This window comes from Streptomyces sp. NPDC002276 (genome assembly GCF_053891435.1).
Map to the genome: position 1 here is coordinate 1,004,006 of NZ_JBSFCQ010000001.1, position 26,253 is coordinate 1,030,258.

Genomic DNA, 26,253 nt, shown 5'->3' on the forward strand with positions numbered 1-26,253 from the left:
TGCGGTCGGTCGGCCTGCGTCGGCCGGGCTGACGAGCCGGGCGGGCCGCGGTCGTCAGCCCAGAACCGTCTGGGTGACGACGATGTGTCCGGCGTCCGGGTCGAGGACGCCGCCGAGGCGGCTGAAGGCGCCGTCGGTCAGATCGAGGCACTTCGGTTCCTGCGGGGTCTGGGCGAACGTCCCGCGGTCATTGATCCGTACGGTCAGGGAGCGGCCGTTGGCGACATTGGTGACCTGGACCCGTGTACCGAAAGGCAGTTGGGGCTGGCGCGAGAGCGAAGTGGCCGCCGTGTCCGCGTTGTTGTCGAACACCTCGCCGCTGGCTGTGAGGGCACCGGCGGGCTGGGGACCGTAGTGCGTGGCCCAGCACTGATCCCCGGACTGCTGCGCGGGCGCGTTCCACTTCTGGTTGGCGCCTCCGGTGCAGGTCCAGATCTGGAGCCGGGTCCCGTTGGCGGAGTTGTTGCCGGTCACGTCCAGGCACTTGTTCGCGGCCGGGTCGACGATGTCGTTGGCGGAGGTGACGGTCCAGCGCTGGTTCGCGCCGCCGGTGCAGGTCCAGAGCTGGATCTTGGCGCCGTCGGCGGTCGAACCGCCCGTGACGTCAAGGCATTTGCCCAGCGCGCGGACGGTGTTGTCCGTACCGACCGTCCACTGTTGGGCGCCGGTGCCGTTGCAGTCGTAGAGCTGGACCGGTGTGCCGTCGGCGGAGGCTGCTCCGGCGACGTCGAGGCACTTGCCGGCGAGGCCGGTGATCGCCCCGGTCGCCGCGGCTGCCGGTACTGCGGTGAGGAGGCCGAGCAGCAGGGCCAGCAGGGCGAGGACGGGTGTGCCGCGTAACGCGATGCGGGGGAGGGGGGAACGAGCGGTCATGGGGGTGGTCGGGCCCTTTCGAGCGGTTCGGCGCACGCGGAGGAGGGCAGGGCCTCAACTGGGCGCGCCCTGAAGGGTGTTGACCACTTGAAAGTAAAAGTCTAGACCAATTTGGTCAAGGTGTGTGCATGACAGCATTTGCCGAACCGGCGGGCGTCCGCCCGGCCCGCCGCGGGTGCGGCCCGGCCCCACCGCGGGCGGAACGGTTCGCGGTCGGCCGACCAGGTCTGTTGATGCGCATTCCGGTCGGCGACGCTATCAGCTAACATAGAATAATTAGATAGATGAATAGCCTAGTGCTGTCGAGGAGTGGCCGTGGACTTCGGGCTGACCGACGAGCAGGACCTGTTGCGCGTGACGGCACGGCAGTTCGTCGCCGACGTGTGTCCGGCAGCGAAGGCCAAGCGGTGGGACGAGGAGGGTGTCGTGCCGCCCGAGCTGTTCCGCGGCATGGCCGAACTGGGGTGGTTCTCCCTGCCGTTCGGCGAGGAGGAGGGCGGGGACGGTGGCGGCCCGCTCGAACTCATTCTGATCGCCGAGGAGCTGGGGCGGGCCAGCTTCGACGTCGCCATGTGCTACATCGGCGTGCTCATCCCGGGGATCACCGTGTTCCGGTGGGGGAACGAGGCGCAGCGCGACTTCATCCGCGAGCAGGTGATGACCGGGCGCCACCGGCTCGCCGTAGGCCTGAGTGAGCCGGACAGCGGATCCGACGCCGCCGCCCTGCGCACCACCGCCGAGGACCACGGCGACCACTTCCTCGTCCGCGGCCAGAAGGCCTGGTGCACAGGTGGCGGTCTGCCCGACACCACCATCGCGACCTATGTGCGCACCGGTCCCCGCGAACCCAAGCACGGCGGCATCAGCCTGCTCCTCGTCGACCCCGCGACGGACGGCGTCGAGGTGCGCCGGACGCCGACGCTGGCCCGGCACATCCTCGGCACCAACGAGGTCTTCTTCAACGACGCACTGGTGCCGAAGGAGAACCTGGTCGGCCCGCGCGACGAGGGCTGGAAGGTCATGCTCTCGAACATCGAACTGGAGAAGGTGATCATCACCGGCGGTTATCTGGGCGCCGCGCAGGCCACGTTGGACGAGATGCTGGAGTACTCCCGTGCCCGGCACGCCTTCGGGCGTCCGGTCGGGACCTTCCAGGCCCTCGCCCATGCGATGGCCGACCTCCAGACGGAGATCGACTCGGCCCGGCTGCTGGCGTACCGCGCCGCCTGGCTGCTCGCCCAGGGCAAGCCGTGCACGCGGGAGGGCTCGATGGCCAAGCTCAAGGGGTCGGAGACCTATGTGGCCGCCGCCCGGCTCGGGATGCAGGTCTGCGCCGGGCACGGCTTCTCGACCGAGAGCGTGATGAGCTTCCGCTACCGGGAGTCGATCGTGGCCACCATCTCCGGCGGTACCAGCCAGATCCAGCGCAACGGGATCGCCCGGAGCATGGGGCTGCGCTCCTACTGACCTGCCCCCGGCTCGCCGCTGCCCTCGCCCTCGGCCTCCTGATCGGCCAACCACGCCTCGTGCCGTGCGAAGTGGCCCTGGTCACGGCTCACCCAGATCCCGGAGGCCCGGGCCAGCACGGCACGGGTCGGCAGCAGCACCATCTCGCCCGCGATGTACCAGCGCCGGCCCTCCCGCCGTTCGATCCATGCGCGGACCTCCAGCGGCCGTTCCACAGGCACCGGCTTCACGAAGCTCACGCTCAGTTCCGCCGTGACGCTCAACACCCGGTGCAGCAGCGGGAGATGGCCGAGACAGTCGTCCAGTACGGCCGCGGTCCAGCCGCCGTGCGCGACATTCGGGCCGCCCTCCTGGTCGCGGGGACAGGTGAGTTCGAAGACCGCCACGCCGTCTCCGTCGAGCCGTTCGCCCTCGACACCCAGACGGCAGGACCCGGCGACCCGGCACGCGCCGCACAGCGCCACGCCACGGGGGGTACGGGGCGGCTCCTGAAAGTCCGTAGCCGCCCAGGGCCCCGCCGAGCTCGTGGCCCCACCAGTCGTACTCGTCACGCTGTTTCTCCTCGGTTCAGGCATTCGGTTCAGGAATTCGGGTCAGACATCGGCGAGCAGGGGGCGCAACTTCCCAGCGATCAACTGGACTTGGCGTGCCACCATCTCCTCGGGCATCCCGGCCAGCGAGGCCCACAGGAACACCCCTTCCACCGGCAACCCCGCCACGTACGCCCTGATGGCCTCGGCGATGTCCTGCGGGGTGCCGTACAGGAACTGACCGACACCGGTCGCCTGAAGTCCCGTCGCCCGCCACTTCTCGGGGTCGATGGGACGGGGCGCGGGCTGGTCGGTGCCCTCGACCATGTACCGGCGATAGCTGTCCCACTGGTACGCCAGGTGCTTGCGGACCACCGGCCAGTCGCCGTCCGGGTCCTCGGAGACAAACGTGGTGAACGACCCCTGCATCCGCGCCGCCGACACGTCGTAGCCGCTCTCGGCGAGCCCGTCCCGGTACGGCGTCAGCAGCGCCGGGTTGAGGGACAGCAGCCCGGTGCCCAGCCGTCCGGCACGGCGTGCGCCCTGCGGGCCCTGGTAGCCGAGCCAGATCGGCAGCGGGTCCTGGACCGGCCCTGGGGTGACCAGGGACTCGGACCACAGGCCGCGGATCTCCCGTACCCGCTGGTCCGTCGTGGAGTACCGCTTGGCCAACTCGCCGCCGTAGAGCCGGTATTCGGGCACGCGGTAGCCGGTGCCGAGCCCGAGGTCCAGGCGGCCGTCGCTGATGATGTCGACGATCGCGGCCTGTTCGGCGATCTCGGGGGCCGCGTGCAGGGGCGCGGGGATGACCGCGGTGCCCAGCCGGATCCGGCGTGTGCGGGCCGCGACGGCGGCGGCCATGGTGAGCGGCTGCGGGAGGTATCCGTCCTCGAAGCCGTGGTGTTCGGAGAACCAGACCGAGTCGATGCCGAGCCGGTCCGCCTCCTCGCACATCTCCAGGGCGAAGCCGTAGACGCGGGCCCAACTCTGCTGCCAGGGCGGGGGGTTGCGCATGTCGAAGTAGATGCCGACCTTCATGAGGGGTCACTTCTCCTTGTGTCGTCGGCGAGTCGGATCGTCGCGCGGGCGACCGCGACGCCGTTCCCGGGCGGCAGCAGCCGTACCGGGCGCAGATCCATCGACTCGATCTCGGGCAGGTCCTCGACCATCGCGGAGATCCGCAGGACGGTGTCTTCGAGGGCTGTCAGGTCCACCCCCGGGCCGCCCACCCTGCCGTCCAGGAGTGGGGCGGCCCGCAGGGAGCGGATCATCTCCCGGGCGTCGCGGTCGCTGAGCGGGGTGACGCGGTGGGCGACGTCGGCCATCAGGTCGGCGTAGTCGCCGGTGAGACCGAACGCGATCACCGGGCCGAACACCGGGTCCGCGCCCACGGAGAGGAACGCGTCCGGGCCCCGGGAGTCCGTGTCCCGCACGGAGATGCCGTACGCGTCCAGCAACTCGGCGGCGATCCGCGGCGGTACGGGTCCGGGAGCGAGGTCGGCGACCAGTGCGCGGGCCCGATCCGTGTCGACCCCCGGGAGGTCCGGTATGACGCCCGCCGGGGTGCTGCGCCAGGTCTGGTACGCGGCGGCGTGACCGAGCGAGGCCGCCGCCGACTCGGGGAACGCGTAGGTGGGTACTACGAGTTGGTCCCGGTGGAGGAGATCGGCGACGCCCGCGCCGCCCAGGAAACTCGCGACCACCGGCTTCGAGGGGGCGGCCTCGGCCGCGTCGAGGATCGCCGCCGCCACCTCGTCGGGCTTGTCCGCGAGCGGGGGCATGAAGAGGACCACGGCCGCGTCGATGCCGTCGTCGGCCAGTACGGCGTCCAACGCCTGCCGGTAGTGCGCGGCGGTGGCCATGGGAGTGAGGTCGACCGGGTTGGTGACGTCCGCGCGGGGCGAGAGGGCCGTACGGAGTGACTGCCGTGTGTGTGCGGCGAGTTGGGGCACCCGCAGTCCGCTCGCGTCGCACGCGCCGACGGTCAGGGCGGCGGGGCCGCCCGCGTTGGTGATCACGGCGACGCGGTTGCCCGGTGGGGGTGGCTGATGCGCGAGCAGGAGGGCGACGTCGAAGAGTTCCTGGAGGCTGCGGGTACGGATGACGCCGGACTGGGCGAAGAGCGAACCGACGGCCGCGTCCGCGTGGCCCGGGTGCACCGCGACGATCGGCTTGCGCGGCGCGACCCGGCGCGCGACGCGGGCGAACCGGCGCGGATTGCCGAAGGTCTCGACGTGCAGCAGGATCACCGAGGTCTCGGGATCCTCCTCCCACCACTGGAGCAGGTCGTTCGTGGAGACGTCCACGGCGTGCCCCACCGACACGAACCCGGAGAAGCCCAGCCGCAGCCGTCGGGCGAAGTCGAGCACCGCGAGCCCGAGCGGCCCCGACTGGCTGGACATCGCGACGCGGCCCGGCGTCGGCAGTGCGGGGGAGAAGGTCGCGGCCAGCCGGGCCGCGGGCGTCGTGTTGACCACGCCCATGCAGTTCGGGCCCACCAGCCGCATCCCGGAGGCGCGGGCGAAACGGGCCAACTCCCGCTCGGCAGCCCGCCCTTCGACCCCCGATTCCCCGAAGCCGGTCGATACGACTACCACGGCTTTGACACCGACCTCCGCACATTCCCGTACGACATCGGGCACCGCCTCGGCCCGTACGGCGACCAGCGCCAGGTCCGGCACCTCGGGCAGTTCCCCGACGCTCGGGTACGCGCGGACCCCGGCGACCTGTTCCGCCCGCGGATTGACCGGGAACACGGTGCCGCGGAAACCGCCCCGCAGCAGGTTGGCCACGATCTCGTGGCCGATCGTCAGGGGGCTGCGATTGGCGCCGATCACCGCGACCGAGCGGGGTTCGAGGAGCGGTCGCAGGGAGCGCCGTACGGCCGTGTGCTCGCGGCGTTCGGCGCGGGCGACGGCCTGGGCCTGCGGGTCGACGGCGATCTCGAAGTGGACGATCCGGCCCGGCGGCCCCGACTCGACCCGGAAGCCGGAGCCGAGGAACACGTTGATCATGCGGGTGTTGTCCGCGAGGACGTCGGCCTCCAGGACCCGGATGCCCCGGGTGCGGGCGGCGGCGGCGATGTGCTCCAGGAGCAGCCTGCCGAACCCCTCGCTCTGGTGGTCGTCGCGGATGGTGAAGGTGACCTCCGCGTGTTCCGGTTCCTCGGGGTCGCGGACGTAGCGCACCAGACCGGCGATCTCGTCGCCGGCCAGGGCGACCAGCGCCAGTTCGTTGAGGTAGTCCACGTGGGCGCCGCGCCGGATCACGTCGTCGCGGGCGCGGACCACGGGGCCGAGCGAGCGGTAGGCCAGGGTCGCCCGCGACAGCCCGCCGACGAACGCCACCAGACGGTCGGCGTCCTCCGGCCGGACGGGCCGGACGAAGGTCGACCGGCCGGTGCGCACGAGGCCCGGTCGTTCCAGATCCTCGGGATACGGCGGACTGCTCATCGGGGTGTCGCCGCTCAGACGGCCGCCTCCTGTGGACTCTGTTCGGGCAGGCGGAACAGCTCGTCGAAGGTGCCGCGGGTGACGCGCTCGCGGATGTCAGCGGGCACACCGTCGAACAGGTCGTGCAAGGTGGACTGGGTGTGGCCGTAGGTGCCTTCGAGGTGGGGGTAGTCGTCGCCCCACATCACATTGCGGTAGCCGGTCGACTCGACGATCTCCACCGAGCTCTTGTCGTGCTGGAAGGAGGCGTACACCTGCTGCCTGATGATCTCGCTGGGCAGTCGGCTGAGCTTCGGTCGCACGAACATGCCGTGCTGCCGGTAGGCCTCGTCCATCCGGTCGCCGATCGCCGGCACCCAGCCCGCGCCGCCCTCCGCGATGAGGATCTTCAGGTCGGGGTGCCGGTCCAGGGCGCCGCCCGCGACCATGTGGGAGACGACGCGCATGCCCGGATAGGTCGTCTCCATGTAGTTGACGACCGCGCCGCCGGGCCCGCGGAAGACGACGTTCTCGCCGCCCGTGCCGATGTGGAAGCCCAGCACCAGTCCGGCCCGCTCGGCCGCCGTCCACAGCGGTTCCCAGCGGTCCAGGGCGTACTCCTCGCCCGGCCGGGTCTGGCACGGCAGGAACACCGACTGGAAGCCCAGCTCCGCCACCCGCTCGACCTCGGCGACCGCGTCCTCGACGTCGGCGGTCGACACACAGGCGGGAGTGATGATGCGCTTCTGCTTGCCGAGGACCTCGGAGTGCGCCCAGTCGTTCCAGGCCCGCACGGTCTCCCGGGCGAGCTCCCTGTCGGTGATCGACACCAGCCAGAACCCCATGGAGGGGAAGGCCAGTTGACCCCAGACGCCCTCCTGGTCCAGGTCCTTCAGCCGGACCTGGAGGTCCCGGGCGCCCGGCGGTCGCATGGCGTCCATGAAGTCGTTGAGCTGGCGGTCGATGCGCTCGCCGTCGATGTACAGCACCTCGTACTTGTCGCCGCGCTCACTGCGCGGCGCCCGGTCGGCGAGGCGCGGCGGCAGTGCCCGGACCCACAGATCGTCGGGTTCCATCACATGGGAGTCCCCGGAGTTGACCCAGATCTTCGTCATGACGCTCCTTCGGGTCAATAGATGCAATCAGTTAGCGAGTTTAGTGGTATCGGTCGTCGGGTGGAAGGCCGGGAGTGGGCGGAGATCAGCTCCGACGCCGCTCGATCTCCTCCACCAGCTGCGGGAGCACCTGGAAGAGATCCCCTACGACGCCGTAGTCGGCGAGTTCGAAGATCGGGGCGTCCGCGTCCTTGTTGACGGCGACGATGGTCTTGGAGGTCTGCATGCCCGCGCGGTGCTGGATCGCCCCGGAGATCCCGGCGGCGAGGTAGAGCTGCGGGGAGACCTGGGTGCCCGTCTGGCCGACCTGGTGGCTGTGCGGGTACCAGCCCGCGTCGACGGCGGCACGGGACGCCCCGACCGCCGCGCCCAGGGTGTCGGCGACGCGCTCGATGAGGGCGAAGTTCTCGGCGCCGTTCACACCCCGGCCGCCGGAGACGACGATGTCCGCCTCGGTCAGCTCGGGGCGGTCGCCGCGCTCACGGGGCGTGCGGGACAGGACCCTGGCGGCGGCGGTGTCGGGGCCGAAGGCGACGTCCCGCTTCTCCATCTCCGGTGTGACTGGGGCGGGTTCGGGTGCGACGGCGTTCGGCTTCACCGTGATCACCGGAGTGCCCCGGGTGATGTGAGCCGTCACCTGATAGGTCGCCGCGAACGCGGACTGCTCGGTGACCGGGCGGCCGTCCTCGCCCGCCGTGATGTCCACGGCGTCCGTGATCAACCCCGACCCGAGCCGGAGCGCGAGGCGTGCGGCGATCTCCTTGCCGTCCGGCCCCGACGGCAGCAGGATCGCCGCCGGGTCGATGTCGTCGGCGATCTGCGTGAGGGCGTCGACGGCCGGGGTGACGAGGAACTCCTCGACCTCCGGCGCGTCGACGACATACACCTTGTGCGCGCCGAACCGGCCCAGGATCTCGGTCGCGGTGTCCGCGCCCGGGCCGAGGAGGACGGCAGACGGCTCGCCCAACCGGCGTGCCAGGGTGAGGAGTTCGAGGGTCGGCTTGCGGACGACGCCGGCGGTGTGATCGACCAGTACGAGGATCTCGGCCACGGTGCTGTGCTCCTTGAGTGGGTCAGACGAACTTCTTGGCGGTGAGGAACGCGGCCAGCCCGATGCCGCCCGTCCCGTCGTCGGAGACCAGCTCTCCCTTGGTGCGCGGCGGACGCCTCGTGGCGGTGCGCACCGCGGACCTCGCGCCCGTACGGCCGACCTGCCCGGCGTCGATGCCGAGGTCGGCGAGGCCCAGGGTTTCCAGGGGCTTCTTCTTGGCGGCCATGATCCCCTTGAAGGAGGGGTAACGGGCGTCACCGGAACGGTCGGTGACCGACACGACGGCCGGCAGGGCGCCCTGGACGTGTTCGGTCGCGGAGTCGCCTTCGCGGCGGCCGGTCACCGTGCCGTCCTCGACGGTCAGTTCCTCGATGTGGGTGACGGCCGGGACGCCGAGCCGCTCCGCCAGCAGCGCCGGTACGACCGCCGAGCCGCCGTCCGTCGAGGCCATCCCGCACAGCACGAGATCGAACCCGTGGCGCTCGATCGCCCGGGCCAGGACGAGCGAGGTGGCGAACACGTCGCTGCCCTCGATGTCCTCGTCGGCGACATGGACCGCCGAGTCCCCGCCCATGGCGAGGGCCTTGCGCAGGGCGTCCTTCGCGTCGTCGGGGCCGACGGTGAGGTAGGAGACCTCGACGTCGGAGCCCGACTCGGCGATCCGCAGGGCCTGTTCGACGGCGTACTCGTCGAGTTCGGACAGCAGCGAGTCGACCGACGCGCGGTCGGTGGTGCCGTCCTCGGTGAAGGTGCGGTCCGCCGTGGCGTCGGGCACGTGCTTCACGCAGACAACGATCTTCACGATGCTCTCCCGAGGATGTCCACGATGCCCTCCTGAGGTTTAATGAGTGCTAATAGTTAACTATATAGATCGAGTGAGCGCGAGAGTTCACCGGCAATCCGCCGAATTGGTTGACTGATTGCGCTGATAGCTGGAAGATCTGGGCAGCTGAGCCGCGAGGAGGCGCCATGGCCGGGGACACGGACACCGGGGACAGGTACTTCGAGCCACAGGTGGAGACCATGGCCCGGGACCGGCTGCGGGCAGGGCAGGAAGAGCGGGTGGTGGAACTCGTCGAGTACGCCTACGCCAACTCCGCCTTCTACCGGCAGCTCTGGGACGAGCACGGGGTCCACCCGCGCGAGGTCCGCTCCCTGGACGACTTCCGGGCGCGGATCCCGTTCATCACGAAGGACATGGTGCGCGCCCACCGGACCCGCACCGGCGACCCCTTCGGCGGGCTGCTCTGCGTCCCGACCGAGGAGCTGACCTCCGTCTCCTCCAGCTCGGGCACCACCGGCGATCCGGAGTTCTTCGCCGAGATCTGGGAGGGCGCACCGCCCCTGGTCACCGCACAGGTGCGTGACCTGTGGGAACTCGGCCTCAGGCCCGGAGACCGGGTGCTGAGCCCGCCCGGCACCTTCCGCAACCTGATGGACCCCGGCTACCAGGCGCTCGGCGCGGTCGTCATCGAGGTGGACACCTGGCTCGGCAGGATGGACGAGGTCGTCGAGGCCCTGCGCACCTACCGCCCGGCCTACCTCCAGATGATGTATCCGCAGATGGTCGAGCTGGAGCACCTGGCCGCCACGACCGACCTCAAGGAGGCCTTCTCCTCCCTCAAGGGAGCCTCCTGCGCCGGCCAGCCCCTCAGCCGCAAGATGCGCGAGCGGATCCGCGAGGACTGGGGCATCGACGTCTACGAGTACACCAGCGCCGCCGACACCGGCACCGCCTGGGAGTGCCGCGAACACGACGGCTTCCACCTCTGGGAGGACACCGTCTTCGCCGAGTGCGTCGAGGTCGACGAACACGGCTGGCGCGACGCGGCCGAGGGCGACCTCGGCGAACTCGTCGCCACCGACCTCGACAACCGGGCCGCACCACTGATCCGTTACCGCAGCGAGGACCTCGTCCGGCTGTCCCGGGACCGCTGCGGCTGCGGGCGCACCCACGCCCGGATGTGGGTCGCCGGTCGGCGCGGCGACGAGACGCTGGTCCACGGACGTTCCGTGGTCCTGCGTGACATCTGGCAGGCCGTCGAGGAGCAGCCGGAGACCGTCGCGGGCGTCTTCCAGATCGTCCGCGACCGCCGCGAGGTCGACGAACTACGGCTGCGCGTCGGCTACGACCCCCGTCTCACCGCCGATGTCGACGCCCTGGCCGGACGCCTGAGCGAGGCCGTGCGCGAACGCACCGGCGTCAAACCGGTGCTCGACATGCGCACCGAGGAGGACCTGTTGAAGACCATGACCAGCGTCGCCAAGTTCCCCCGGGTGGTGAAGAGTTGATGGCCCGCGCCGACACCCTCGCCCGCGCCCGGACCCTCGACCGGCCCGCACTCGCCTACCTCGTACGCTTCCCCACCCCCGACGGCAGCCGGGACATGGAACTGACCTGGGCGGAACTCGCCCGCGACACCGCCTGGGTCACCGCCCGGCTGCGGGACCACGGCCTCGCCGCCGGACAGCGGGCACTGTTGACCACCTCCGGCTTCGAGGGCTTCTGGGGCCACGCGGTGATCGGCGCCCTGCGCGCGCTGAAGGTGCCGTACGGCATCGCGGAGGCGATGGGCTGGGACCACCGACGGACCGCCGTCTTCCATCGCGAACTCAATCCGCACGCGGTCATCGGCCTGTCGGCGGAGACCCTCGAAGGGCTGGCGGGCGCGGCCGACGTCGGTGAGATGTTCCGGACGACGCCGCTCGTGCTGGCCCGGCCCGCCGCGATACCGATGCTGCGCGGAGTGGGCGTGTCCGCCGCCGTGATCACGGCCGTGGGACCGGCGCTCGCCCTTGAGTGCCCCGAGCGAGGTGGCGCGCACGTCAACGCCGCCGAGTGGCGGGTCGGCGTGCGGGACGGGCAGCTGTTCGTGGCGGCGGGGGAGGAGCGCGTCTCACCGCTTCCCGAGACCCCGCTCGGCATCGCCGGAGACGTGCTCACCGGCCGCTGCGCCTGCGGCAGCGAGGACCCACGGGTCCTGTTCGCCGAGGCCAACCATTCATTGTCAGCGAGGAGTTGAGCATGTCCGAAGGAGTGGTCGACGGCCGGGTCGTGGTCGTCACCGGTGCCGGGAACGGCATCGGCCGGGCCCATGCCCTGGCGTTCGCCGCGCACGGGGCGAAGGTCGTGGTCAACGACCTGGGCGGCGGGCGCGACGGCGGAGGCGCCTCGGCCGGGCCCGCGCAGAGCGTGGTCGACGAGATCGTCGCGGCCGGCGGTGAGGCGGTGGCCAACACGGACGACATCTCCGCCTGGGACGGCGCCGACCGGCTCGTCCGGCAGGCCGTGGACACCTACGGCGGTCTGGACGTCCTGGTCAACAACGCTGGCATCCTGCGGGACCGGATGATCGTGTCGATGACGGAGCAGGACTGGGACAGCGTGATCGCCGTCCACCTGAAGGGCAGCTTCGCCACCCTGCACCACGCCGCCGCGTACTGGCGCGAGCGCGCCAAGTCCGGTCACGACAACGACGCCCGGATCATCAACACGACCTCCCCGTCCGGCATCTTCGGCAACCCGGGCCAGTCGAACTACGGCTCCGCCAAGGCCGGCATCGCGAGCCTCACCGTCATCGCCGCCGCCGAACTCGCCCGCTACGGCGTGACGGTGAACGCCATCGCGCCCACCGCCCTCACCCGGCTCACCGAGGACATCGAGATGATGAAGCGGGCCGCCGAGGCCCAGGACCTCACCCCCGAAGCCATCTCACCGCTTGTGGTGTGGCTCGGCTCGGCCGCCTCGCGCGAGGTCACCGGCCGGGTCTTCGGCGTGGTCGGCAACCGCGTCACGGTCCTGGAGGGCTGGGTGAACGGACCCGGCGCGAGCGCGGAGTCCCGCTGGACACCCGAGGAACTGACCTCGGTCGTCCCGAACTTGGTGGCCAAAGCGGCTCCGAACGCCGACGCACTCGGCAACAGGAACGGAGCGTGAGGACATGACGACCACTCAGATACCGGTCGCCGAAGGCCTGTTCACCTGGCCGCCCGACGAGAGCACACCGCTCCGCCTCATCGGCTCCGAGTGCGCGGCCTGCGGCCTGGTGAGCTTCCCGGCCGCCCCGGACTGCGTCCGCTGCGCGAGCACGGAGTCTAAGGAACGGCTGCTGGCGGAGCGCGGGACGCTCTGGACGTACACCACCCAGGACTTCCGCCCGCCCTCCCCGCCCTACGACGGCCCCGAGGCCTTCGAGCCGTACGCCGTCGGCTACATCGAACTCCCCGGTGAGCTGCTCGTCGAGGCCCGCCTCACCGAACCCGACCCGGACAGGCTGCGGATCGGGCAGGACATGCGGCTGACCCTCGTGCCCTACACCGTGCGGGACGACGGCACCGAGGTCATGACCTTCGCGTTCGCCCCCGTCGAGGAGGAGACACCGTGACCGAGGCCGTCATCATCGGCGCGGGGCTCCACCCCTTCGGCCGGTTCCCCGGGAAGTCCGCACTGGACATGGGCGCGGACGCGGTACGGCTCGCACTCGCCGACGCGGGCGTCAACTGGCCGCAGATCCAAGGCGGTTACATCGGCAGCTACGAGGTCGCCAACCCCGACGCGATCGTCGCCCGACTCGGCCTGACCGGCGTACCCCTGCGCGGGGTGTTCAACGGATGCGCCACGGCCGGTACGGCGGTGGCACTGGCGGCCCGCGCCATCGAGACCGGCGAGCACGACGTGGCCGTCGCGATCGGCCTGGACAAGCATCCGCGCGGCGCGTTCGCCGCCGATCCGTCCGTGGCCGGCATCCCCTCCTGGTACGGGCAGACCGGGCTCTTCCTCACCACCCACTTCTTCGGCATGAAGATCAACCGCTATATGCACGATCACGGCATCTCGCACGAGACGCTGGCGCGCGTCGCGGCCAAGAACTTCGGCAACGCGGCCCGCAATGAGAAGGCCTGGCGCCGAACTCCGCTGTCCGTGGCGGAGATCCTCGCGTCGCCCGTCCTCAACTACCCCCTCCGGCAGTTCATGTACTGCGGCCCGGACGAAGGTGCCGCGGCCCTCGTGCTGTGCCGGGCGGACCAGGCCCACAAGTACACCGGCAAGCCAATACGGATCCGGTCCACCGCCCTGCGCAGCCGTCGCCTCGGCGCCTTTGAGGTGCAGAGTCCGTCCTTCCCGGTGGGAGACGTGGTGCAGAGCCCCACAGTGGACGCCTCACGGGAGGCCTACGAACGCGCGGGCATCGGTCCCGAGGACGTCGACGTCGCCCAACTCCAGGACACCGACGCCGGATCCGAGATCATCCACATGGCCGAGAACGGCCTCTGCAAGGACGGCGAACAGGAACGCCTCATCGCCGAGGGCGCCACAAAGATCGGTGGCAGGTTGCCGGTCAACACCGACGGCGGACTGCTCGGCAACGGCGAACCGATCGGCGCGTCCGGACTGCGCCAGATCCACGAGATCGTCCACCAGCTCCGTGGCACGGCCGGCGACCGGCAGATCCCCGGCACACCCCGCGTCGGCTACACCCACCTGTACGGCGCGCCGGGCGTGTCGGCGGTGACGATCCTCTCGACCTGAGAGCACAGGGACATATCCATGGACCAGGACATGCAGGACTTCACCGCCGAGGCCCGCCGCTTCCTCGACGCCCACGCGCCGAAGGCCCCCGACCGCACCGCCCCCGTCTGGGGCGAGGGCGACGACTCGATGGCGTACTTCAGCAGCCTCCCGCCCGAGGCGGAACGCGAGCACGTGCAACAGGCGCGCGACTGGCAGCGCGTCCGCCACGAGAACGGCTTCGGCTGGATCACCGGCCCGGTCGAGTACGGCGGCCGGGGCCTGACCCCCGTCCACGACCTGCTCTACGACGCCGTCGAGTCCGAGTACGACGTCGCCGACACCGGTGTGCTCAGCGTCATCGGCCTCGGCATGATCGGACCGACGATCCTCGCCCACGCCCAACCACCCATCAAGGAACGGTGGTTGCCCGCGATGTACCGCGGGGACGCCGTCGCCTGCCAGCTCTTCAGCGAACCCGGCGCCGGATCCGACCTCGCGAGCGTGGCCACCAAGGCGGTGCGCGAAGGCGACCACTGGGTGCTGAACGGCCAGAAGGTGTGGACCTCGGTCGCCCAGCACAGCCAGATCGGGCTCGCCCTCACCCGCACCAACCCGGACGCGCCCAAGCATCGCGGGATCACGGCCTTCCTGGTCCCGATGGACGCCCCCGGCGTCGAGGTCAGGCCGCTGCGGCAGATGACCGGCGGCGCCGACTTCAACGAGGTCTTCCTCACCGACGTCCGCATCCCCGACGACCACCGGCTCGGCGAGGTCGACGGCGGCTGGAGCGTCGCCCTGACCACCCTGATGAACGAGCGCGCGACCGTCGGCAGCGAGGGCGCGGGACCGGTCGCCGCCGCGCTGTCCCCCGACCATCTCTCGGCCCTGATGCGCGCCACCTGGACCTGGGACGACCGCGCCCTGCGCGCCCGCCTCGCGGAACTCCTCGTGGACGTCCTGGCGACCGGGCATCTCAACTCCCGTGCCCTGCGCGGTCTTCGCGGTGGCGGCACACCGGGTCCCGAGAGGTCCGTCTCGAAGCTGATGTACGCCCAGAACCTCACCCGCGCCGCACACTTCGTCTCCGACGCGCTCGGACCCCGGATCATTGCCGACACCGGACAGTGGGGCACCTACGCCTGGTCCGAATTCCTCCTCGCCACCCCGGCGTTGCGCATCCTCGGCGGCACCGAGGAGATCATGAAGAACATCCTCGCGGAACGCGTCCTCGGACTGCCCAAGGAGGTGCGGTCATGACCGCCGACGACAGTGAACTCCGCGAACTGCGCGCATCCGTACGGGAGTTCCTCGACGCCAAGTCACCCGAGGAGGCCGTGCGCAAGCTCATGGAGAGCGAGCCGCGCTTCGACCCGGCGGTGTGGGCCCAGGCCTCCGAACAACTGCGGCTGCCGGGCCTGGTGATCCCCGAGGAGTACGGCGGTGACGGCTTCGGACTGGTCGAACTCGGCGTCGTACTGGAGGAGATGGGCCGCGCCCTGCTGTGCGCACCCTTCTTCGCGACGGTCGTTCTCGCGGCCCAGGCTCTGCTCGCCTCCGGTGACCGCGAGGCCTGCGCACATCACCTCCCCGGCATCGCGGCCGGTACGACGACGGCCGCCCTCGCGGTGTCCGAGGACAGCGGGTCCTGGGACACCGCGCTCATCTCCACGCGGGCGGTGCCGGACGGGGAAGGCGGCTGGAAGCTCAGCGGCCGTAAGTCCTTCGTCATCGACGGCACCACTGCGGATTTGGTCTTGGTCGTCGCCCGCACGGTCGCCGGTCCCTCGCTCTTCGCCGTTGACCGGGAAGCCCTGGGACTGGCCTCCGAGTCGATGGAGACCCTGGACGCGACCCGGGCGATGGCCCGGCTGACATTCGACTCGGTGCCCGCGACGCTCGTCGGTGCGGACGGGCGGGCCGGGCTCACTATGGCGAAAGTCCTCGACGTCGCGTCGGTCGCACTCGCCGCCGAGCAGTCGGGCGGGGCCCGCCGGTGCCTGGAAGCGAGCGCCGAACACGCCCGTACCCGGCACCAGTTCGGCCGGCCGATCGGCTCCTTCCAGGCGGTCAAGCACAAGTGCGCGGACATGCTCGTCCAGGTGGAACTGGCCGAGGCCGCGTCCCGTGAGGCGGCTCGACTGGCCGACGAGGGTTCCCCGGAGTTCCCCGTCGCCGCAGCCGTGGCACACGCCTGCTGTTCGCGGGCGTACATGTTCGCGGCCATGGAGAACATCCAGGTCCACGGTGGCATCGGCTTTACCTGGGAGCACCCGGCCCACCTCTACTTCCGGCGGGCCAAGTCCTCGCAACTGCTGTTCGGCGGGCCTGCGGTGTACCACGAGCGGTTGCTGGACCGGCTCGGGATCTGAGCCGAGGACTGTGTGACGACGAAGGCCCCGGGGCTGTCCCCGGGGCCTTCGTCGTCGGTGCCGGTCAGCCCCGGGCCGCCTCGCCCAGCAGCGCCTTCGCGATGATGACCTGCTGGATCTGGCTCGTGCCCTCGTAGATGCGGAACAGCCGGGCGTCGCGGTAGAAGCGTTCGACGGCGACCCCGCGCATATAGCCCGCCCCGCCGTGGATCTGGACCGCGCGGTCCGCGACCCGCCACACCATCTCGCTGGCGAAGTACTTCGTGCAGGACGGGCCGATCTTCGTGTCCGTTCCCGCGTCGAACGCGCGGGCGGCCTCCAGGACCGTGGCGCGCCCGGCGTAGTAGTCGGTCATGGAGTCGGCGATCAGGCCCTGGACGAGCTGGAAGGAGCCGATGAGCTTCCCGGACTGGCGGCGGGTGCGGGCGTACTCCACGGACTCGTCGACCAGCCGCTCGGCCATGCCCACGCACAGGGACGAGATGTGCACCCGGCCGTGCGCGATACAGCCCATCGCCGTGCCGAACCCCCGGTTCAGACCGGCCTCGCCGCCGACGAGGGCGGACGCCGGCACGCGCACGTCGTCGAAGTACACGTCCGCCGTCCAGGCGCCGAACTGGCCCATCTTGTGGTCCTTGGGCGCCACGGTGAGGCCCGGGGTGCCGGCCGGGACCAGGAACGTCGAGATGCCACGGGTGCGCGGGGCGTCGGGGTCGGTGCGGGCGAAGACCATGAAGACATCGGCGAGCGGGGCGTTGGTGATGTACCGCTTGGCCCCGTTGATCACCCAGTCGTCGCCCTCCAGATGCGCCCGGGTGGTCAGGGTCGAGGGATCGGAACCCGCCTCCGCCTCGGTGAGCGCGAACGACGCCAGGACGTCACCCGAGGCGATCCTCGGCAGCCACTCCGCCTTCTGCTCCTCCGTGCCGCCGACCATCAGGACGTGCCCGGCGATGCCGTTGTTGGTCCCGAACATCGAGCGCAGCGACGGGGTGGTGTACCCCAGCTCGAACATCAACTGGGCCTCCTCGTACATCGACAGGCCCAGCCCGCCGTACTCCTCGGGCAGCGCGAACCCGAACAGGCCCATCTTCTTGGCCGCCTCGCGGATCTCCGCGGGCATCTCGTCCTTCTCGTCGATCTCCGCCTCGACCGGCACGACGCGCTCGCGCACGAAGCGCCGGACCTCGGACAGCACCGCGCTGAAGTCAGCCGCGTCCATGTCGACTCCCTTATTGCCTTCAGTGACCTTGGTTGTCTGTTTCTGTCTCGTCCGGTTTCCGCTCCGGCCGGTAGCACGCGGCCAGCAGCGCCGCGGCGCTGGCCGTGCCGATGCCCACGGCCAGCAACGCGGGCCCCGCGCCCGCCTGTTGGCGGCGCAGTACTCCGTCCAGCGAGTACCGGCCGTGGCCCAGCGCGGCCAGGGCGACGGCCGCCCCGCCCACGACACCTACGTACTCCCAGCCGCCTTTGAAGACGAAGAAGCCCTTGCCTCGATGGTCGGTGCGGGCCGCCACTGTCATCAGCCCGACGGCAGCCGCCGCCGGGAGAGGGCCCGCCGCACCGAGCGCGATCCCCACACCGGCGGCCATCTCGGTCCCGGCCGCCATGCGCGCGTGCACCTCGGCGGGCCGCAGACCGAGCGCCTCGAACCAGCCCGTCGTGCCCTTCAGCCCACCCGGCCCGGCGACCTTGTTCCAGCCGTGCGCGAAGAGCATCGGGCCGAGCGTCGCGCGCAGGACGAGCGCGGCGACATCGTGGCCCCGCTCCGTCACTGGCCGACTCCTGTGGCCCGGCCGGCGGGGACGGCACCGTACAACTGCGGGACGGCGTCCACAAGTTCGTCGTAGGTGAGGGCTCTGCCTGACTGGCTGGGGTGCACGGCGGCGACGGTCCAGCCCTGGAGCCGATTCAGCCGGTCGCCCTCGATGCGCAGGACCTGGCCGGTGAGCCAGGCCGCGCTGTCGGAGGCCAAGTAGACGACGACACCGGAGGCGTTGGCGGGATCACGTGGGTCGAAGCCGTCGACGGCCTGGAGCGATGCGCCGACGTCCAGTCCGTCCGTCATGCGGGTCGCCGCGATCGGTGAGATGGCGTTCGCGGTGACGCCGTACTTGCGCATCTCCAGAGCGGTCAGGACCGTGAGACCGGCGATTCCGGCCTTCGCGGCACCGTAGTTGGACTGCCCCTGATTGCCGAACAGGCCTGTTCCCGACGTCGTGTTGATCACGCGGCCGGTGACGTGCTCACCGCGCTTCGACGCCTCGCGCCAGTACGCGCACGCGTGCCGGGTGAGCGCGAAGGTGCCCTTGAGATGGACCGCGATCACGGTGTCGAACTCGGCCTCGGTCATCGAGAACAGCATGCGGTCGCGCACGATCCCCGCGTTGTTCACGACGATGTCGAGGCGCCCGAACTCCGCGACGGTGTCGGCGACCATGGTCTCGGTCGCCGCCCAGTCCGTCACCGAGGAGTGGTTGGCGACCGCCTGCCCGCCGAGCTTGGTGATCTCGGCGACGACCTCGTCGGCGGGGGAGTCGCCGGTCTGTTCCCCGTGCACGCCGGCGCCGAGGTCGTTCACCACCACGGTCGCGCCGGCCTCGGCGAGCGCCAGACAGTGCGCCCGGCCAAGACCCCTGCCCCCGCCCGTCACGATGGCGACCTTGTCGTCGAGGATGCCCACCTGCTACCTCCCGGTTGAGTCGAGTTCGCGGAGTATGTCGTCGGTGTGCTCGCCGAGCGTGGGCGCTCCACCGCGCGGCTTGTCGTCAACACCCCAGAAGCTGACGGGTGTTGCCACGGTCCGCAGGGGCGGCGCGTCACCCATGCCGGGCTGCTCGACGAACGCGCCCACGGCTTCGGCCTGCGGATCGGCCGCGACCTCGGCGAGCGTCTGCACCGGCGCCCACCACACGCCCTCGGCGTCGAACCGCTCCGCCCATTCGTCCAGCCGTCGCTTCGCGAACTCCGCGTCGAACTCGGCGATCAGCTCGCGTACATGGCCACGTCGGGCCTTGCCGGTGGCGAACCGTTCGTCGGTCTCCAGGTCCGCGCGGCCGAGCGCCTTGATCACGCCGGGCCAGTGCCGGTTGCCCTCCAGACCGACCAGCCAGAACCAGCGGTCGTCGGCGGCCCGGTAGGAGTTGTAGAGCGGGGACTCGTGCTCGGTGCGGTGCCGGGTACGGCCGCGTCTGCCGAAGAAGTTCTGGAGGGCGAGGTCGTTCCCGTTGGCATAGGTGCCGGACCGCAGCAGCGACACGTCCACCACGCCGCCCTCGCCCGTGCGTTCGCGGCGCAGCAGCGCGGCGAGCACGCCCGCCACCAGGTTCGCCGCGGCCGTGCGGTCACCAAGTCCTGGGCGGATTCCGGGCGGTGGCTCGCCGGCCGGGTTGAGCATGGCGGCGATGCCGGGCCGGGCCCAGAAGGCGGAGACGTCGTACCCGGCACGGTCGCGCTCCGCGCCCGTCCAGCCGTAACCGGTCAACGTGCCGACGACCAGGCGCGGATGGCGGAGACGCAGTTCGTCCGGGGCCAGGCCCAGCCGTTCCAGAGCGCCGGGGCGGAGGTTGGTGACGAAGACGTCGGCGCGCTCCAACAGCCGTTCCAGGACGGCCTTTCCGTCCTCCGCGCGCAGGTCCAGGACGATCCCGCGCTTGCCGCGGTTGTCGGTCTCGAACGGGGGCGCGCTGTCGATGTCCTGCCCGACGTGCCGGAGCGTGTAGCGGTTCGGATCGCCGGTCGGCGCCTCCACCTTCACCACGTCCGCGCCCCAGTCCGCGAGCATCGTGGCAGCGGCCGGTGCCGCCACCCACATGCCCAGTTCGACGACCGAAATGCCCTCCAGTGGCCGCACAACCCACCTCCCTGTCTGTCGGTCCGCCCGCTATTTGCCCTGGAAGTCGCCGGGTCGGCGCTCCCGGAAGGCCTTCAGTCCCTCGACCCGGTCCTCGGTGGAGAAGAGCACCGAGACGGTCTCGCGCTCGTACGAGATCGCCGCCTCCAGATCCATCCCGAGGCCGTAGTCGATCAGCCGCTTGCCCGCCGCCAGGGCCAGTGGGGCCCCGGCCGTCAGCGCGGCGGCGAGTGCCTCGGCGGCGCCCAACGCCCCGCCGGGCTCGGCGAGTTCATTGACCAGCCCGAGCGAGTGCGCCCGTTCCGCGTCGATCGGTTCGCCGGTGAGGATCATCTGCTTGGCGATCGCGGGCGGGATCAGCCGCGGCAGCCGCTGGGTGCCGCCCGCGCCCGGCAGCACGCCGAGCTTCATCTCGGGCAGGCCCAGCCGGGTGCCCCGCTCTGCCACCCGCAGGTCACAGGCGAGGGCCAGTTCGAGCCCGCCGCCGAAGGCGAACCCGTGAACGGCCGCGACCGAGGGCTTGGGAAAGTCCTCCAACAGCGCGTACGCGTCGGTCAGTCGCCGCACGAAGGAATGGAACTGCCGTGGCGCGGTGAGGGATTCGATCTCACCGATGTCGGCTCCCGCCGAGAACGCCCGGCCCGCCCCGGCCACGACCAGAGCGCGTACGTCGTCGTTGTCGCGCAGTTCGTGCAGTGCGAGGGTGAGCCGGTCCACGGTCTCGGACCCGATCGCGTTCAGTTGCTTGGGCCGGTCGAGGGTCAACACGGCTATGCGGTCCCGGAGTTCGACGCGCAGCACGGTGCTCACCTCAGACCATCGTCAGGCCGCCGCTGACCGAGAGCGTCTGCCCGGTCAGGTAGGCGGCGTCGTCGGAGGCGAGGAAGGCCACCGTGCCGGCGATGTCGGCGGGCTGGGCGACGCGGCGCAGCGGGATCGCCCGCAGGGTCGCGTCGTACATCTTCTGGCTGTACTCGGCGACCTGCCCGAGCAGCGCGGTGTCGGTCGGTCCCGGGCAGACGCTGTTGACGGTGATGCCGTGCCGGGCGACCTCGCGGGCCAGCGCCTTGCCGAAGGCGATGACCCCGCCCTTCGTCGCGGAGTACACGACCTCACCGGAGGAGCCGACCCGGCCGGCGTCCGAGGCGATATGGACGATCCGGCCGCCGCCGCGCTCGATCATCGGGTCGAGGACGGCCCGGGTGACCGTGATCGTGCCGCGCAGATTGACGGCGATGATCCGGTCCCAGGTCTCCTCGGCGCTGTCGACGAACCGGCCGATGACATCCACGGCCGCGTTGTTCACCAGGACGTCCACCGGGCCGAGTTCGGAGGCCACGCGTTCCACGGCCGTGCGGACAGCCGCACTGTCGGAGATGTCCGCGCCGACTCCGACCGCGCGCACTCCGTACCGCTCCGTGAGGAGGCCCGCGACCTTGCCCGCCGCCTCCGCGTCGAGGTCGCAGACGGCGACCGCGGCTCCCTGGGCGGCGAGCCGGTCGGCGATCGCCTCGCCGATGCCGCGGCCCGCTCCGGTGACGAGTGCCACCTTGTCCCGTACGCTCACGCGGCCTCCCTCGCCCGGCTGTCGATACCGCGCTATTGTATAACTACTTCAGCTGAATAAGCGAGATGCCTGAGCGGAGTCGAGCATGCGCCGTACGATCTTCACCGAGGAGCACGAGCTGTTCCGGGACACCGCCCACTCCTACTACCTGCGGGAATGCGCCCCGTACGCCGACCAGTGGGAGCGGGACGGGCAGGTGAGCCGTGCCGCGTGGGCGGCGGCGGGCAAGGCCGGGCTCATCGGCTGGCAGTTCCCCGAGGAGTACGGCGGCCAGGGGATCTGGGACTTCCGCTACAACGCGATCATGGCGGAGGAGATGGCGGCCACCAGTTCGGTCGGTATCGGGCTCGGGCTCCAGAACGATGTGATCCCGCCCTATCTGACGAATCTAACCACCCCTGAGCAGAAGGCCCGTTGGCTGCCCGGAGTGACCAGCGGCGAGACGATCTGCGCGCTCGCCCTGTCCGAGCCGGCCGCCGGATCCGACCTCAAGGCCATCCGCACCACCGCCCGCCGGGACGGCGACGAGTGGGTGATCGACGGGTCCAAGACCTTCATCACCAACGGCATCCTGGCCGACCTGGTCATCGTCGCCTGCAAGACCGACCCCGAGGCCGGGCACAAGGGCATCAGCCTGATCGTCGTCGAACGCGGTGCCGAGGGCTTCGAGCGCGGTCGCAAGCTCGACAAGGTCGGCATGAAGGCGCAGGACACCGCAGAACTCTTCTTCCATGAGGTCCGGGTCCCCGCCGAGAACCTCATCGGGCAGGAGGGGCGCGGTTTTTACCACATGATGGGCAACCTCCCCACCGAGCGCCTCGCCATCGCCGTCTCCTCGCTGGCGGCGGCCGAGCGGGCCTTCGAGCTGGCGCTGGACTACGCGAAGACCCGCACGGCGTTCGGGCAGCCGATCGGCGAGTTCCAGGCCAACCGGTTCGCCCTCGCCGACATCAAGGCCCGGCTGGGCGCGGCCCGCGTCTATCTCGACGGCTGCATCATGGCCCTGTTCCAGGGCGAGTTGACGGCCGAGGAGGCCGCCGCGGCCAAGTACTGGACCTCGGAGACCGGCTGGCAGGTCATCGACCGCTGCATGCAGCTCTTCGGCGGCTACGGCTACGTCAACGAGTACGAGATCGCCCGGATCTGGCGCGACAGCCGGGTACAGCGGGTCTTCGGCGGGACCTCGGAGATCATGCAGGAGATCATCGGGCGCTCGCTGGGGCTGTGAGCCCGCACCCCGATGTGTGCCCCACTCATTGACTACCTTGGATAAATAGGTTAGCTATTTAACCTGGATGAGTGCACGGCCGCTTCCGACTTCCTCCTCCTTCCGAAAGCCCTTGGAGTCACGAGCATGCATTCCGCCCGCCGCCTGACGTTCGGCGACATCATCCGTGAACACCGCAGGTCCTTCCCCGCAGGCATTGCCCTCGTGGACGGCGAAGTCCGGCTGACCTGGCCGCAGTTGGACGAGCGCACCAACCGCCTCGCCCAAGCCCTCACGGTCGCGGGGGTCGGCCCCGGCGACCGGATCCTCTGGCTGGGGCAGAACTCCTTCCGCATCTGGGAGCTGCTCGGCGCCGCCGCGAAGATCGGCGCCATGGTCTGTCCCGGCTACTGGCGCTGGGCCGCCCCCGAAATGGCGTTCGCCGTCGAGGACTTCGACCCCAAGGTCGTGGTCTGGCAGGACGAGGAGGTCGGCGACACGGTCGGCAAGGCGCGCGCTGAACTGGGCAGCGATCACCGGGCGTTGTGGCTGCGCCACGACAACGAGGGCCCCGGCTCCTACGAGTCCTTCCTGGCCTCCGGCACGGCCGAGGACCCGGCGGTCGACGTGGACCCGGACTCCGCGCTCCTGGTCATCTACACGGCGGCGATCTCCGGACGCCAGTCCGGCTCGATGCTCTCGCACCGCAACCTCCTCGCCATGGGTGCGAGCGCCGCCTGGATGGGGGACATCGGCACCGAGACCGCCTTCCTCGGCGCCGGACCCATGTTCCACATCGGCAACTACCAGTTCTGGGGCGTCCCGGCCTTCGTGCACGGCGGCAAGAACGTCGTCGTCCGTCGGGTCGTAGCCGAGGAGTTGCTCCCGCTGCTTGCGCGCGAGCAGTGCACGCACGCCTACCTGATGCCGCCGACGATCGCCCAACTCGTCGCCCTCAACCGGGAAGCGGGCCACGACCTCTCGCATCTGCGGGCCAGCGTCGCCGCCCCCCTGTGGCAGGGCACGGTCCCCACCGACACCAGCCGCTTCACCCGCAACGGCGGCGGCGAGGGCCGCGGCTACGGCCAGACCGAGGTCACCGGCTTCGCCGTGACCGGCGCCTACGGCGGCGCGGGCACCGGCAACGCGGGACGGCCCGGCCCCTTCACCGCCCTACGCGTCCTCGACGGCACCGGCCAGGAGCGCGCGGTCGGCGAGGCGGGCGAGATCTGCGTCCGCGGCGACCTGGTGCACCTCGGCTACTGGAACCGACCCGAGATCAACAAGGAGCGCTTCCGCTTCGGCTGGTGGCACACCACCGACCTCGGCCGACGCGAGAGCGACGGCACGATCAGCTTCCTCGGCACCACGACCCGCATGCTCAAGTCGGCGGCGGAGAACATCTTCCCGGCCGAGGTGGAGAACTGCATCGAGTCGCACCCGGCCGTCAAGGAAGCCGCCGTGATCGGCGTGCCCAACGAACGCTGGGCCCAGGACGTCAAGGCCGTCGTCGTCCTCCACCCCGACGCCGGACCCGTCACGGCCGCGGACGTCATCGAGCACTGCCGGGCGCGGATCGCCTCGTACAAGAAGCCGAAGACGGTCGAGTTCGTCGACGCGCTGCCGCGCACCAAGGACTTCGCCAAGGACTACGAGGTGCTCGACGAGCGCTTCGGCGGGGGCGGCTATCCCGGCGGCGACACACTCGGCGCGGGGCGGTGACGCCGTGACCGACCGCCAACCCGTCGTCGTCGGCGTCCACGCCACCGAGCAGGCACTGTCCCTCCCGCATCGCGACGCGATGGGCCTCGCCCTCGAAGCGGTGCGCGGCGCGATCGAGGACGCCGGGCTCGCCCCGTCGGACGTCGACGGCGCCCAGGTCGACTGGCCGGGCCCGGGCGGAGTCCCCGGCGAGGGCAGCTCCTGGGCGCGGCTGCTCGGCCGGGACCTGCGCTGGACCAGCGACTCGATGCTCGACAACGCCGGCTCACGGGGCCTGCTGAAGGCGGCGGCGGCCGTACGGGCCGGGCTCGCCGACACCGTCGTCGTCGGCGGCTGCAAACTGGTCGCGCGTGGCGCGGGCCCCGTCGGCGCCGGGGTCCCGCTGGAGTTCGCCGACGTCTGGGGCAGCTACGTCGTCGCCCAGTTCGCCCTGGTCGCGGCCCGGCACATGCACGAGTACGGCACGACCTCCCGCCAGCTCGCGGAGGTCGCCGCCACCATCCGCAACAACGGCACCACCAACCCCGAGGCGATGATGTACGGCCGCGGCCCGTACACCGCCGACGACGTGCTCGCCTCCCGCATGGTGGCCACTCCGTTCCACCTGCTGGACTGCTGCATCGTCGGCGAGGGCGGCGCCGCCCTCGTGGTGACCACCGCCGAACGCGCCCGGGACCTGCCCCACCCGCCCGTCGCCGTGCTCGGCGGGGGCATGGAGTACCACCAGGCCGCGTACGCCAACCCCGCCCTGTACCGCGAGGTCGGACAACTCGGCCGGGACGCCGCCGAGCGCGCCTACGCCATGGCCGGCGTCAGCCCGCACGACGTGGACGTCTTCTCCCTCTACGACCCCAACTCCTTCGAGATCATCCGCCAGTTGGAGATCCTCGGCCTGTGCGGCGAGGGCGAGGGCGGCTCGCTGGCCGCCAGTGGCGCCATCGCCGTCGGCGGCAAGCACCCCGTCAATCCCGACGGCGGCTGCCTGGCGTACGCGTGGAACGGAACCCAGCAGATGACCCTCAAAGTCGTCGAGGCCGTACGGCAGTTGCGCGGCACGGCCGTCCATCAGGTCGAGGGCGCGGAACTGGCGGTCGTCGGCAACGCGGGCTCCGGCGCGCAGCACTACGAGATGAGCGTCCTGGGGAGGACACGATGAGCCGCCCCGTGCCCGTGCCCACCGAACTGTCCCGGCCGTTCTGGGACGCGGCCCGGCGCGGTGACCTGGTGATCCCGCACTGCCCGGCCTGCGGGCTGCGCTTCTTCGTGCCCGAACCCGCCTGCCCCGGCTGCATGTCGACGGACTGGCGGTACGTGCCCAGCGCCGGCCGGGGCACCGTCTACTCCGTGACCGTCGTGCACCGCGCACCCGGCCCCGGCTTCGACACGCCCTTCGCGCTCGCCGTGATCGACCTCGACGACGGCGCCACCCTGCTCACCCACGTCGACGCCGGCGACCCGGACGACGTCGTCATCGGCCTGCGCGTACGCGTGGACTTCCGGCCGCTCACCGACGACATCACCCTGCCGTACTTCGTACCGGTCCCCGCCGACTGAAG

Annotated in this window: 25 protein-coding genes; 12 read left to right on the plus strand and 13 right to left on the minus strand. The window is 70.9% G+C overall.

The window, feature by feature from the left end:
• Positions 1–54: 54 nt before the first annotated feature.
• Positions 55–873 carry a lectin gene (locus tag ACWIHT_RS04575; RefSeq protein WP_456164324.1) on the minus strand — a complete coding sequence of 273 codons (819 nt, stop codon included), beginning with the start codon at positions 871–873 and terminating at the stop codon, positions 55–57.
• A 315-nt stretch (positions 874–1,188) separates the two neighbouring features.
• Here ACWIHT_RS04575 and ACWIHT_RS04580 point away from each other — a divergent pair, with 315 nt between their 5' ends.
• Complete coding sequence (locus ACWIHT_RS04580; RefSeq protein WP_456164326.1) at positions 1,189–2,340, plus strand: acyl-CoA dehydrogenase family protein; 1,152 nt, start codon at positions 1,189–1,191, stop codon at positions 2,338–2,340.
• Here the strand turns inward: ACWIHT_RS04580 and ACWIHT_RS04585 are convergent.
• The 6 genes from ACWIHT_RS04585 to ACWIHT_RS04610 all read right to left on the minus strand — a co-directional run bounded on the left by ACWIHT_RS04585 (position 2,334) and on the right by ACWIHT_RS04610 (position 9,251).
• Positions 2,334–2,891, minus strand: coding sequence for a PaaI family thioesterase (locus tag ACWIHT_RS04585; RefSeq protein ID WP_456164328.1), 558 nt, complete (start codon positions 2,889–2,891; stop codon positions 2,334–2,336). The genes ACWIHT_RS04580 and ACWIHT_RS04585 overlap by 7 nt on opposite strands.
• Before the next feature lie 42 nt (positions 2,892–2,933).
• Positions 2,934–3,908: an LLM class flavin-dependent oxidoreductase gene (locus ACWIHT_RS04590; protein WP_456164330.1), complete on the minus strand. Its 975-nt coding sequence runs from the start codon at positions 3,906–3,908 to the stop codon at positions 2,934–2,936.
• A complete protein-coding gene (locus ACWIHT_RS04595) occupies positions 3,905–6,322 on the minus strand; it encodes a bifunctional acetate--CoA ligase family protein/GNAT family N-acetyltransferase (RefSeq protein WP_456164332.1) in 2,418 nt (805 codons plus the stop codon). Before ACWIHT_RS04595 ends, ACWIHT_RS04590 begins: the two co-directional genes overlap by 4 nt.
• A gap of 14 nt (positions 6,323–6,336) precedes the next feature.
• Positions 6,337–7,416 (minus strand): amidohydrolase family protein, encoded by a 1,080-nt coding sequence (locus ACWIHT_RS04600; protein ID WP_456164334.1) that lies wholly within the window; start codon positions 7,414–7,416, stop codon positions 6,337–6,339.
• Positions 7,417–7,501: 85 nt separating this feature from the next.
• Entirely contained in the window at positions 7,502–8,467 is a 966-nt protein-coding gene (locus ACWIHT_RS04605) for an electron transfer flavoprotein subunit alpha/FixB family protein (protein WP_456164336.1), read from the minus strand.
• A 22-nt stretch (positions 8,468–8,489) separates the two neighbouring features.
• On the minus strand, positions 8,490–9,251 hold the full coding sequence (locus ACWIHT_RS04610; protein ID WP_456164589.1) for an electron transfer flavoprotein subunit beta/FixA family protein: 762 nt from the start codon (positions 9,249–9,251) through the stop codon (positions 8,490–8,492).
• 185 nt (positions 9,252–9,436) lie between these two features.
• On the opposite strand from ACWIHT_RS04610, the gene ACWIHT_RS04615 reads away from it, so the two are divergent.
• Genes ACWIHT_RS04615 through ACWIHT_RS04645 form a run of 7 tightly spaced genes read left to right on the plus strand, consistent with a single transcriptional unit; the run spans position 9,437 to position 16,348 of the window.
• Positions 9,437–10,759 carry a phenylacetate--CoA ligase family protein gene (locus ACWIHT_RS04615; RefSeq protein ID WP_456164338.1) on the plus strand — a complete coding sequence of 441 codons (1,323 nt, stop codon included), beginning with the start codon at positions 9,437–9,439 and terminating at the stop codon, positions 10,757–10,759.
• Entirely contained in the window at positions 10,759–11,490 is a 732-nt protein-coding gene (locus tag ACWIHT_RS04620; protein WP_456164340.1) for a hypothetical protein, read from the plus strand. Before ACWIHT_RS04615 ends, ACWIHT_RS04620 begins: the two co-directional genes overlap by 1 nt.
• A 2-nt stretch (positions 11,491–11,492) precedes the next feature.
• Positions 11,493–12,404: an SDR family oxidoreductase gene (locus ACWIHT_RS04625; protein ID WP_456164342.1), complete on the plus strand. Its 912-nt coding sequence runs from the start codon at positions 11,493–11,495 to the stop codon at positions 12,402–12,404.
• Between the two features lie 4 nt (positions 12,405–12,408).
• Positions 12,409–12,852 carry a Zn-ribbon domain-containing OB-fold protein gene (locus ACWIHT_RS04630; RefSeq protein WP_456164344.1) on the plus strand — a complete coding sequence of 148 codons (444 nt, stop codon included), beginning with the start codon at positions 12,409–12,411 and terminating at the stop codon, positions 12,850–12,852.
• Positions 12,849–13,997 (plus strand): thiolase family protein, encoded by a 1,149-nt coding sequence (locus tag ACWIHT_RS04635; protein WP_456164346.1) that lies wholly within the window; start codon positions 12,849–12,851, stop codon positions 13,995–13,997. The genes ACWIHT_RS04630 and ACWIHT_RS04635 overlap by 4 nt, the downstream gene beginning before the upstream one ends.
• 18 nt (positions 13,998–14,015) lie before the next feature.
• Positions 14,016–15,236 (plus strand): acyl-CoA dehydrogenase family protein, encoded by a 1,221-nt coding sequence (locus ACWIHT_RS04640; RefSeq protein WP_456164348.1) that lies wholly within the window; start codon positions 14,016–14,018, stop codon positions 15,234–15,236.
• On the plus strand, positions 15,233–16,348 hold the full coding sequence (locus tag ACWIHT_RS04645; protein ID WP_456164350.1) for an acyl-CoA dehydrogenase family protein: 1,116 nt from the start codon (positions 15,233–15,235) through the stop codon (positions 16,346–16,348). The genes ACWIHT_RS04640 and ACWIHT_RS04645 overlap by 4 nt, the downstream gene beginning before the upstream one ends.
• Positions 16,349–16,412: 64 nt before the next feature.
• On the opposite strand, the gene ACWIHT_RS04650 is transcribed toward ACWIHT_RS04645, so the two are convergent.
• Genes ACWIHT_RS04650 through ACWIHT_RS04675 form a run of 6 tightly spaced genes read right to left on the minus strand, consistent with a single transcriptional unit; the run spans position 16,413 to position 21,768 of the window.
• Positions 16,413–17,570 carry an acyl-CoA dehydrogenase family protein gene (locus tag ACWIHT_RS04650; protein ID WP_456164353.1) on the minus strand — a complete coding sequence of 386 codons (1,158 nt, stop codon included), beginning with the start codon at positions 17,568–17,570 and terminating at the stop codon, positions 16,413–16,415.
• A 19-nt stretch (positions 17,571–17,589) separates the two neighbouring features.
• A complete protein-coding gene (locus ACWIHT_RS04655) occupies positions 17,590–18,123 on the minus strand; it encodes a DoxX family protein (RefSeq protein ID WP_456164355.1) in 534 nt (177 codons plus the stop codon).
• Positions 18,120–19,031, minus strand: a complete 912-nt coding sequence (locus tag ACWIHT_RS04660; RefSeq protein WP_456164357.1) for an SDR family NAD(P)-dependent oxidoreductase — start codon at positions 19,029–19,031, stop codon at positions 18,120–18,122. The genes ACWIHT_RS04655 and ACWIHT_RS04660 overlap by 4 nt, the downstream gene beginning before the upstream one ends.
• Positions 19,032–19,034: 3 nt before the next feature.
• Positions 19,035–20,201 carry a CaiB/BaiF CoA transferase family protein gene (locus ACWIHT_RS04665; RefSeq protein WP_456164359.1) on the minus strand — a complete coding sequence of 389 codons (1,167 nt, stop codon included), beginning with the start codon at positions 20,199–20,201 and terminating at the stop codon, positions 19,035–19,037.
• 30 nt (positions 20,202–20,231) lie between these two features.
• The gene (locus ACWIHT_RS04670) at positions 20,232–21,011 is read right to left on the minus strand and encodes an enoyl-CoA hydratase/isomerase family protein (protein WP_456164361.1); all 780 of its coding nucleotides are present in this window, start codon (positions 21,009–21,011) and stop codon (positions 20,232–20,234) included.
• Position 21,012: 1 nt separating this feature from the next.
• A complete protein-coding gene (locus ACWIHT_RS04675; RefSeq protein ID WP_456164363.1) occupies positions 21,013–21,768 on the minus strand; it encodes an SDR family NAD(P)-dependent oxidoreductase in 756 nt (251 codons plus the stop codon).
• An 85-nt stretch (positions 21,769–21,853) separates the two neighbouring features.
• Here ACWIHT_RS04675 and ACWIHT_RS04680 point away from each other — a divergent pair, with 85 nt between their 5' ends.
• The 4 genes from ACWIHT_RS04680 (at position 21,854) to ACWIHT_RS04695 (ending at position 26,251) form a co-directional block, all read left to right on the plus strand.
• Positions 21,854–22,996, plus strand: coding sequence for an acyl-CoA dehydrogenase family protein (locus ACWIHT_RS04680; protein ID WP_456164365.1), 1,143 nt, complete (start codon positions 21,854–21,856; stop codon positions 22,994–22,996).
• Positions 22,997–23,122: 126 nt separating this feature from the next.
• Positions 23,123–24,697, plus strand: coding sequence for an AMP-binding protein (locus ACWIHT_RS04685; RefSeq protein ID WP_456164367.1), 1,575 nt, complete (start codon positions 23,123–23,125; stop codon positions 24,695–24,697).
• A 4-nt stretch (positions 24,698–24,701) separates the two neighbouring features.
• Positions 24,702–25,853, plus strand: a complete 1,152-nt coding sequence (locus ACWIHT_RS04690) for a thiolase family protein (RefSeq protein ID WP_456164369.1) — start codon at positions 24,702–24,704, stop codon at positions 25,851–25,853.
• Positions 25,850–26,251, plus strand: coding sequence for a Zn-ribbon domain-containing OB-fold protein (locus ACWIHT_RS04695; RefSeq protein ID WP_456164371.1), 402 nt, complete (start codon positions 25,850–25,852; stop codon positions 26,249–26,251). Before ACWIHT_RS04690 ends, ACWIHT_RS04695 begins: the two co-directional genes overlap by 4 nt.
• Positions 26,252–26,253 lie beyond the last annotated feature (2 nt).

What these genes read in the sequence shown, in the direction of transcription:
- ACWIHT_RS04695 (WP_456164371.1), top strand. Translation starts at nt 25,850, where the DNA reads ATGAGCCGCCCCGTGCCCGTGCCCACCGAACTGTCCCGGCCGTTCTGG.
- ACWIHT_RS04630 (WP_456164344.1), top strand. Translation starts at nt 12,409, where the DNA reads ATGACGACCACTCAGATACCGGTCGCCGAAGGCCTGTTCACCTGGCCG.
- ACWIHT_RS04680 (WP_456164365.1), top strand. Translation starts at nt 21,854, where the DNA reads ATGCGCCGTACGATCTTCACCGAGGAGCACGAGCTGTTCCGGGACACC.
- ACWIHT_RS04595 (WP_456164332.1), bottom strand. Translation starts at nt 6,322, where the DNA reads ATGAGCAGTCCGCCGTATCCCGAGGATCTGGAACGACCGGGCCTCGTG.
- ACWIHT_RS04620 (WP_456164340.1), top strand. Translation starts at nt 10,759, where the DNA reads ATGGCCCGCGCCGACACCCTCGCCCGCGCCCGGACCCTCGACCGGCCC.
- ACWIHT_RS04600 (WP_456164334.1), bottom strand. Translation starts at nt 7,416, where the DNA reads ATGACGAAGATCTGGGTCAACTCCGGGGACTCCCATGTGATGGAACCC.
- ACWIHT_RS04625 (WP_456164342.1), top strand. Translation starts at nt 11,493, where the DNA reads ATGTCCGAAGGAGTGGTCGACGGCCGGGTCGTGGTCGTCACCGGTGCC.
- ACWIHT_RS04590 (WP_456164330.1), bottom strand. Translation starts at nt 3,908, where the DNA reads ATGAAGGTCGGCATCTACTTCGACATGCGCAACCCCCCGCCCTGGCAG.
- ACWIHT_RS04575 (WP_456164324.1), bottom strand. Translation starts at nt 873, where the DNA reads ATGACCGCTCGTTCCCCCCTCCCCCGCATCGCGTTACGCGGCACACCC.
- ACWIHT_RS04685 (WP_456164367.1), top strand. Translation starts at nt 23,123, where the DNA reads ATGCATTCCGCCCGCCGCCTGACGTTCGGCGACATCATCCGTGAACAC.
- ACWIHT_RS04645 (WP_456164350.1), top strand. Translation starts at nt 15,233, where the DNA reads ATGACCGCCGACGACAGTGAACTCCGCGAACTGCGCGCATCCGTACGG.
- ACWIHT_RS04615 (WP_456164338.1), top strand. Translation starts at nt 9,437, where the DNA reads ATGGCCGGGGACACGGACACCGGGGACAGGTACTTCGAGCCACAGGTG.
- ACWIHT_RS04640 (WP_456164348.1), top strand. Translation starts at nt 14,016, where the DNA reads ATGGACCAGGACATGCAGGACTTCACCGCCGAGGCCCGCCGCTTCCTC.
- ACWIHT_RS04650 (WP_456164353.1), bottom strand. Translation starts at nt 17,570, where the DNA reads ATGGACGCGGCTGACTTCAGCGCGGTGCTGTCCGAGGTCCGGCGCTTC.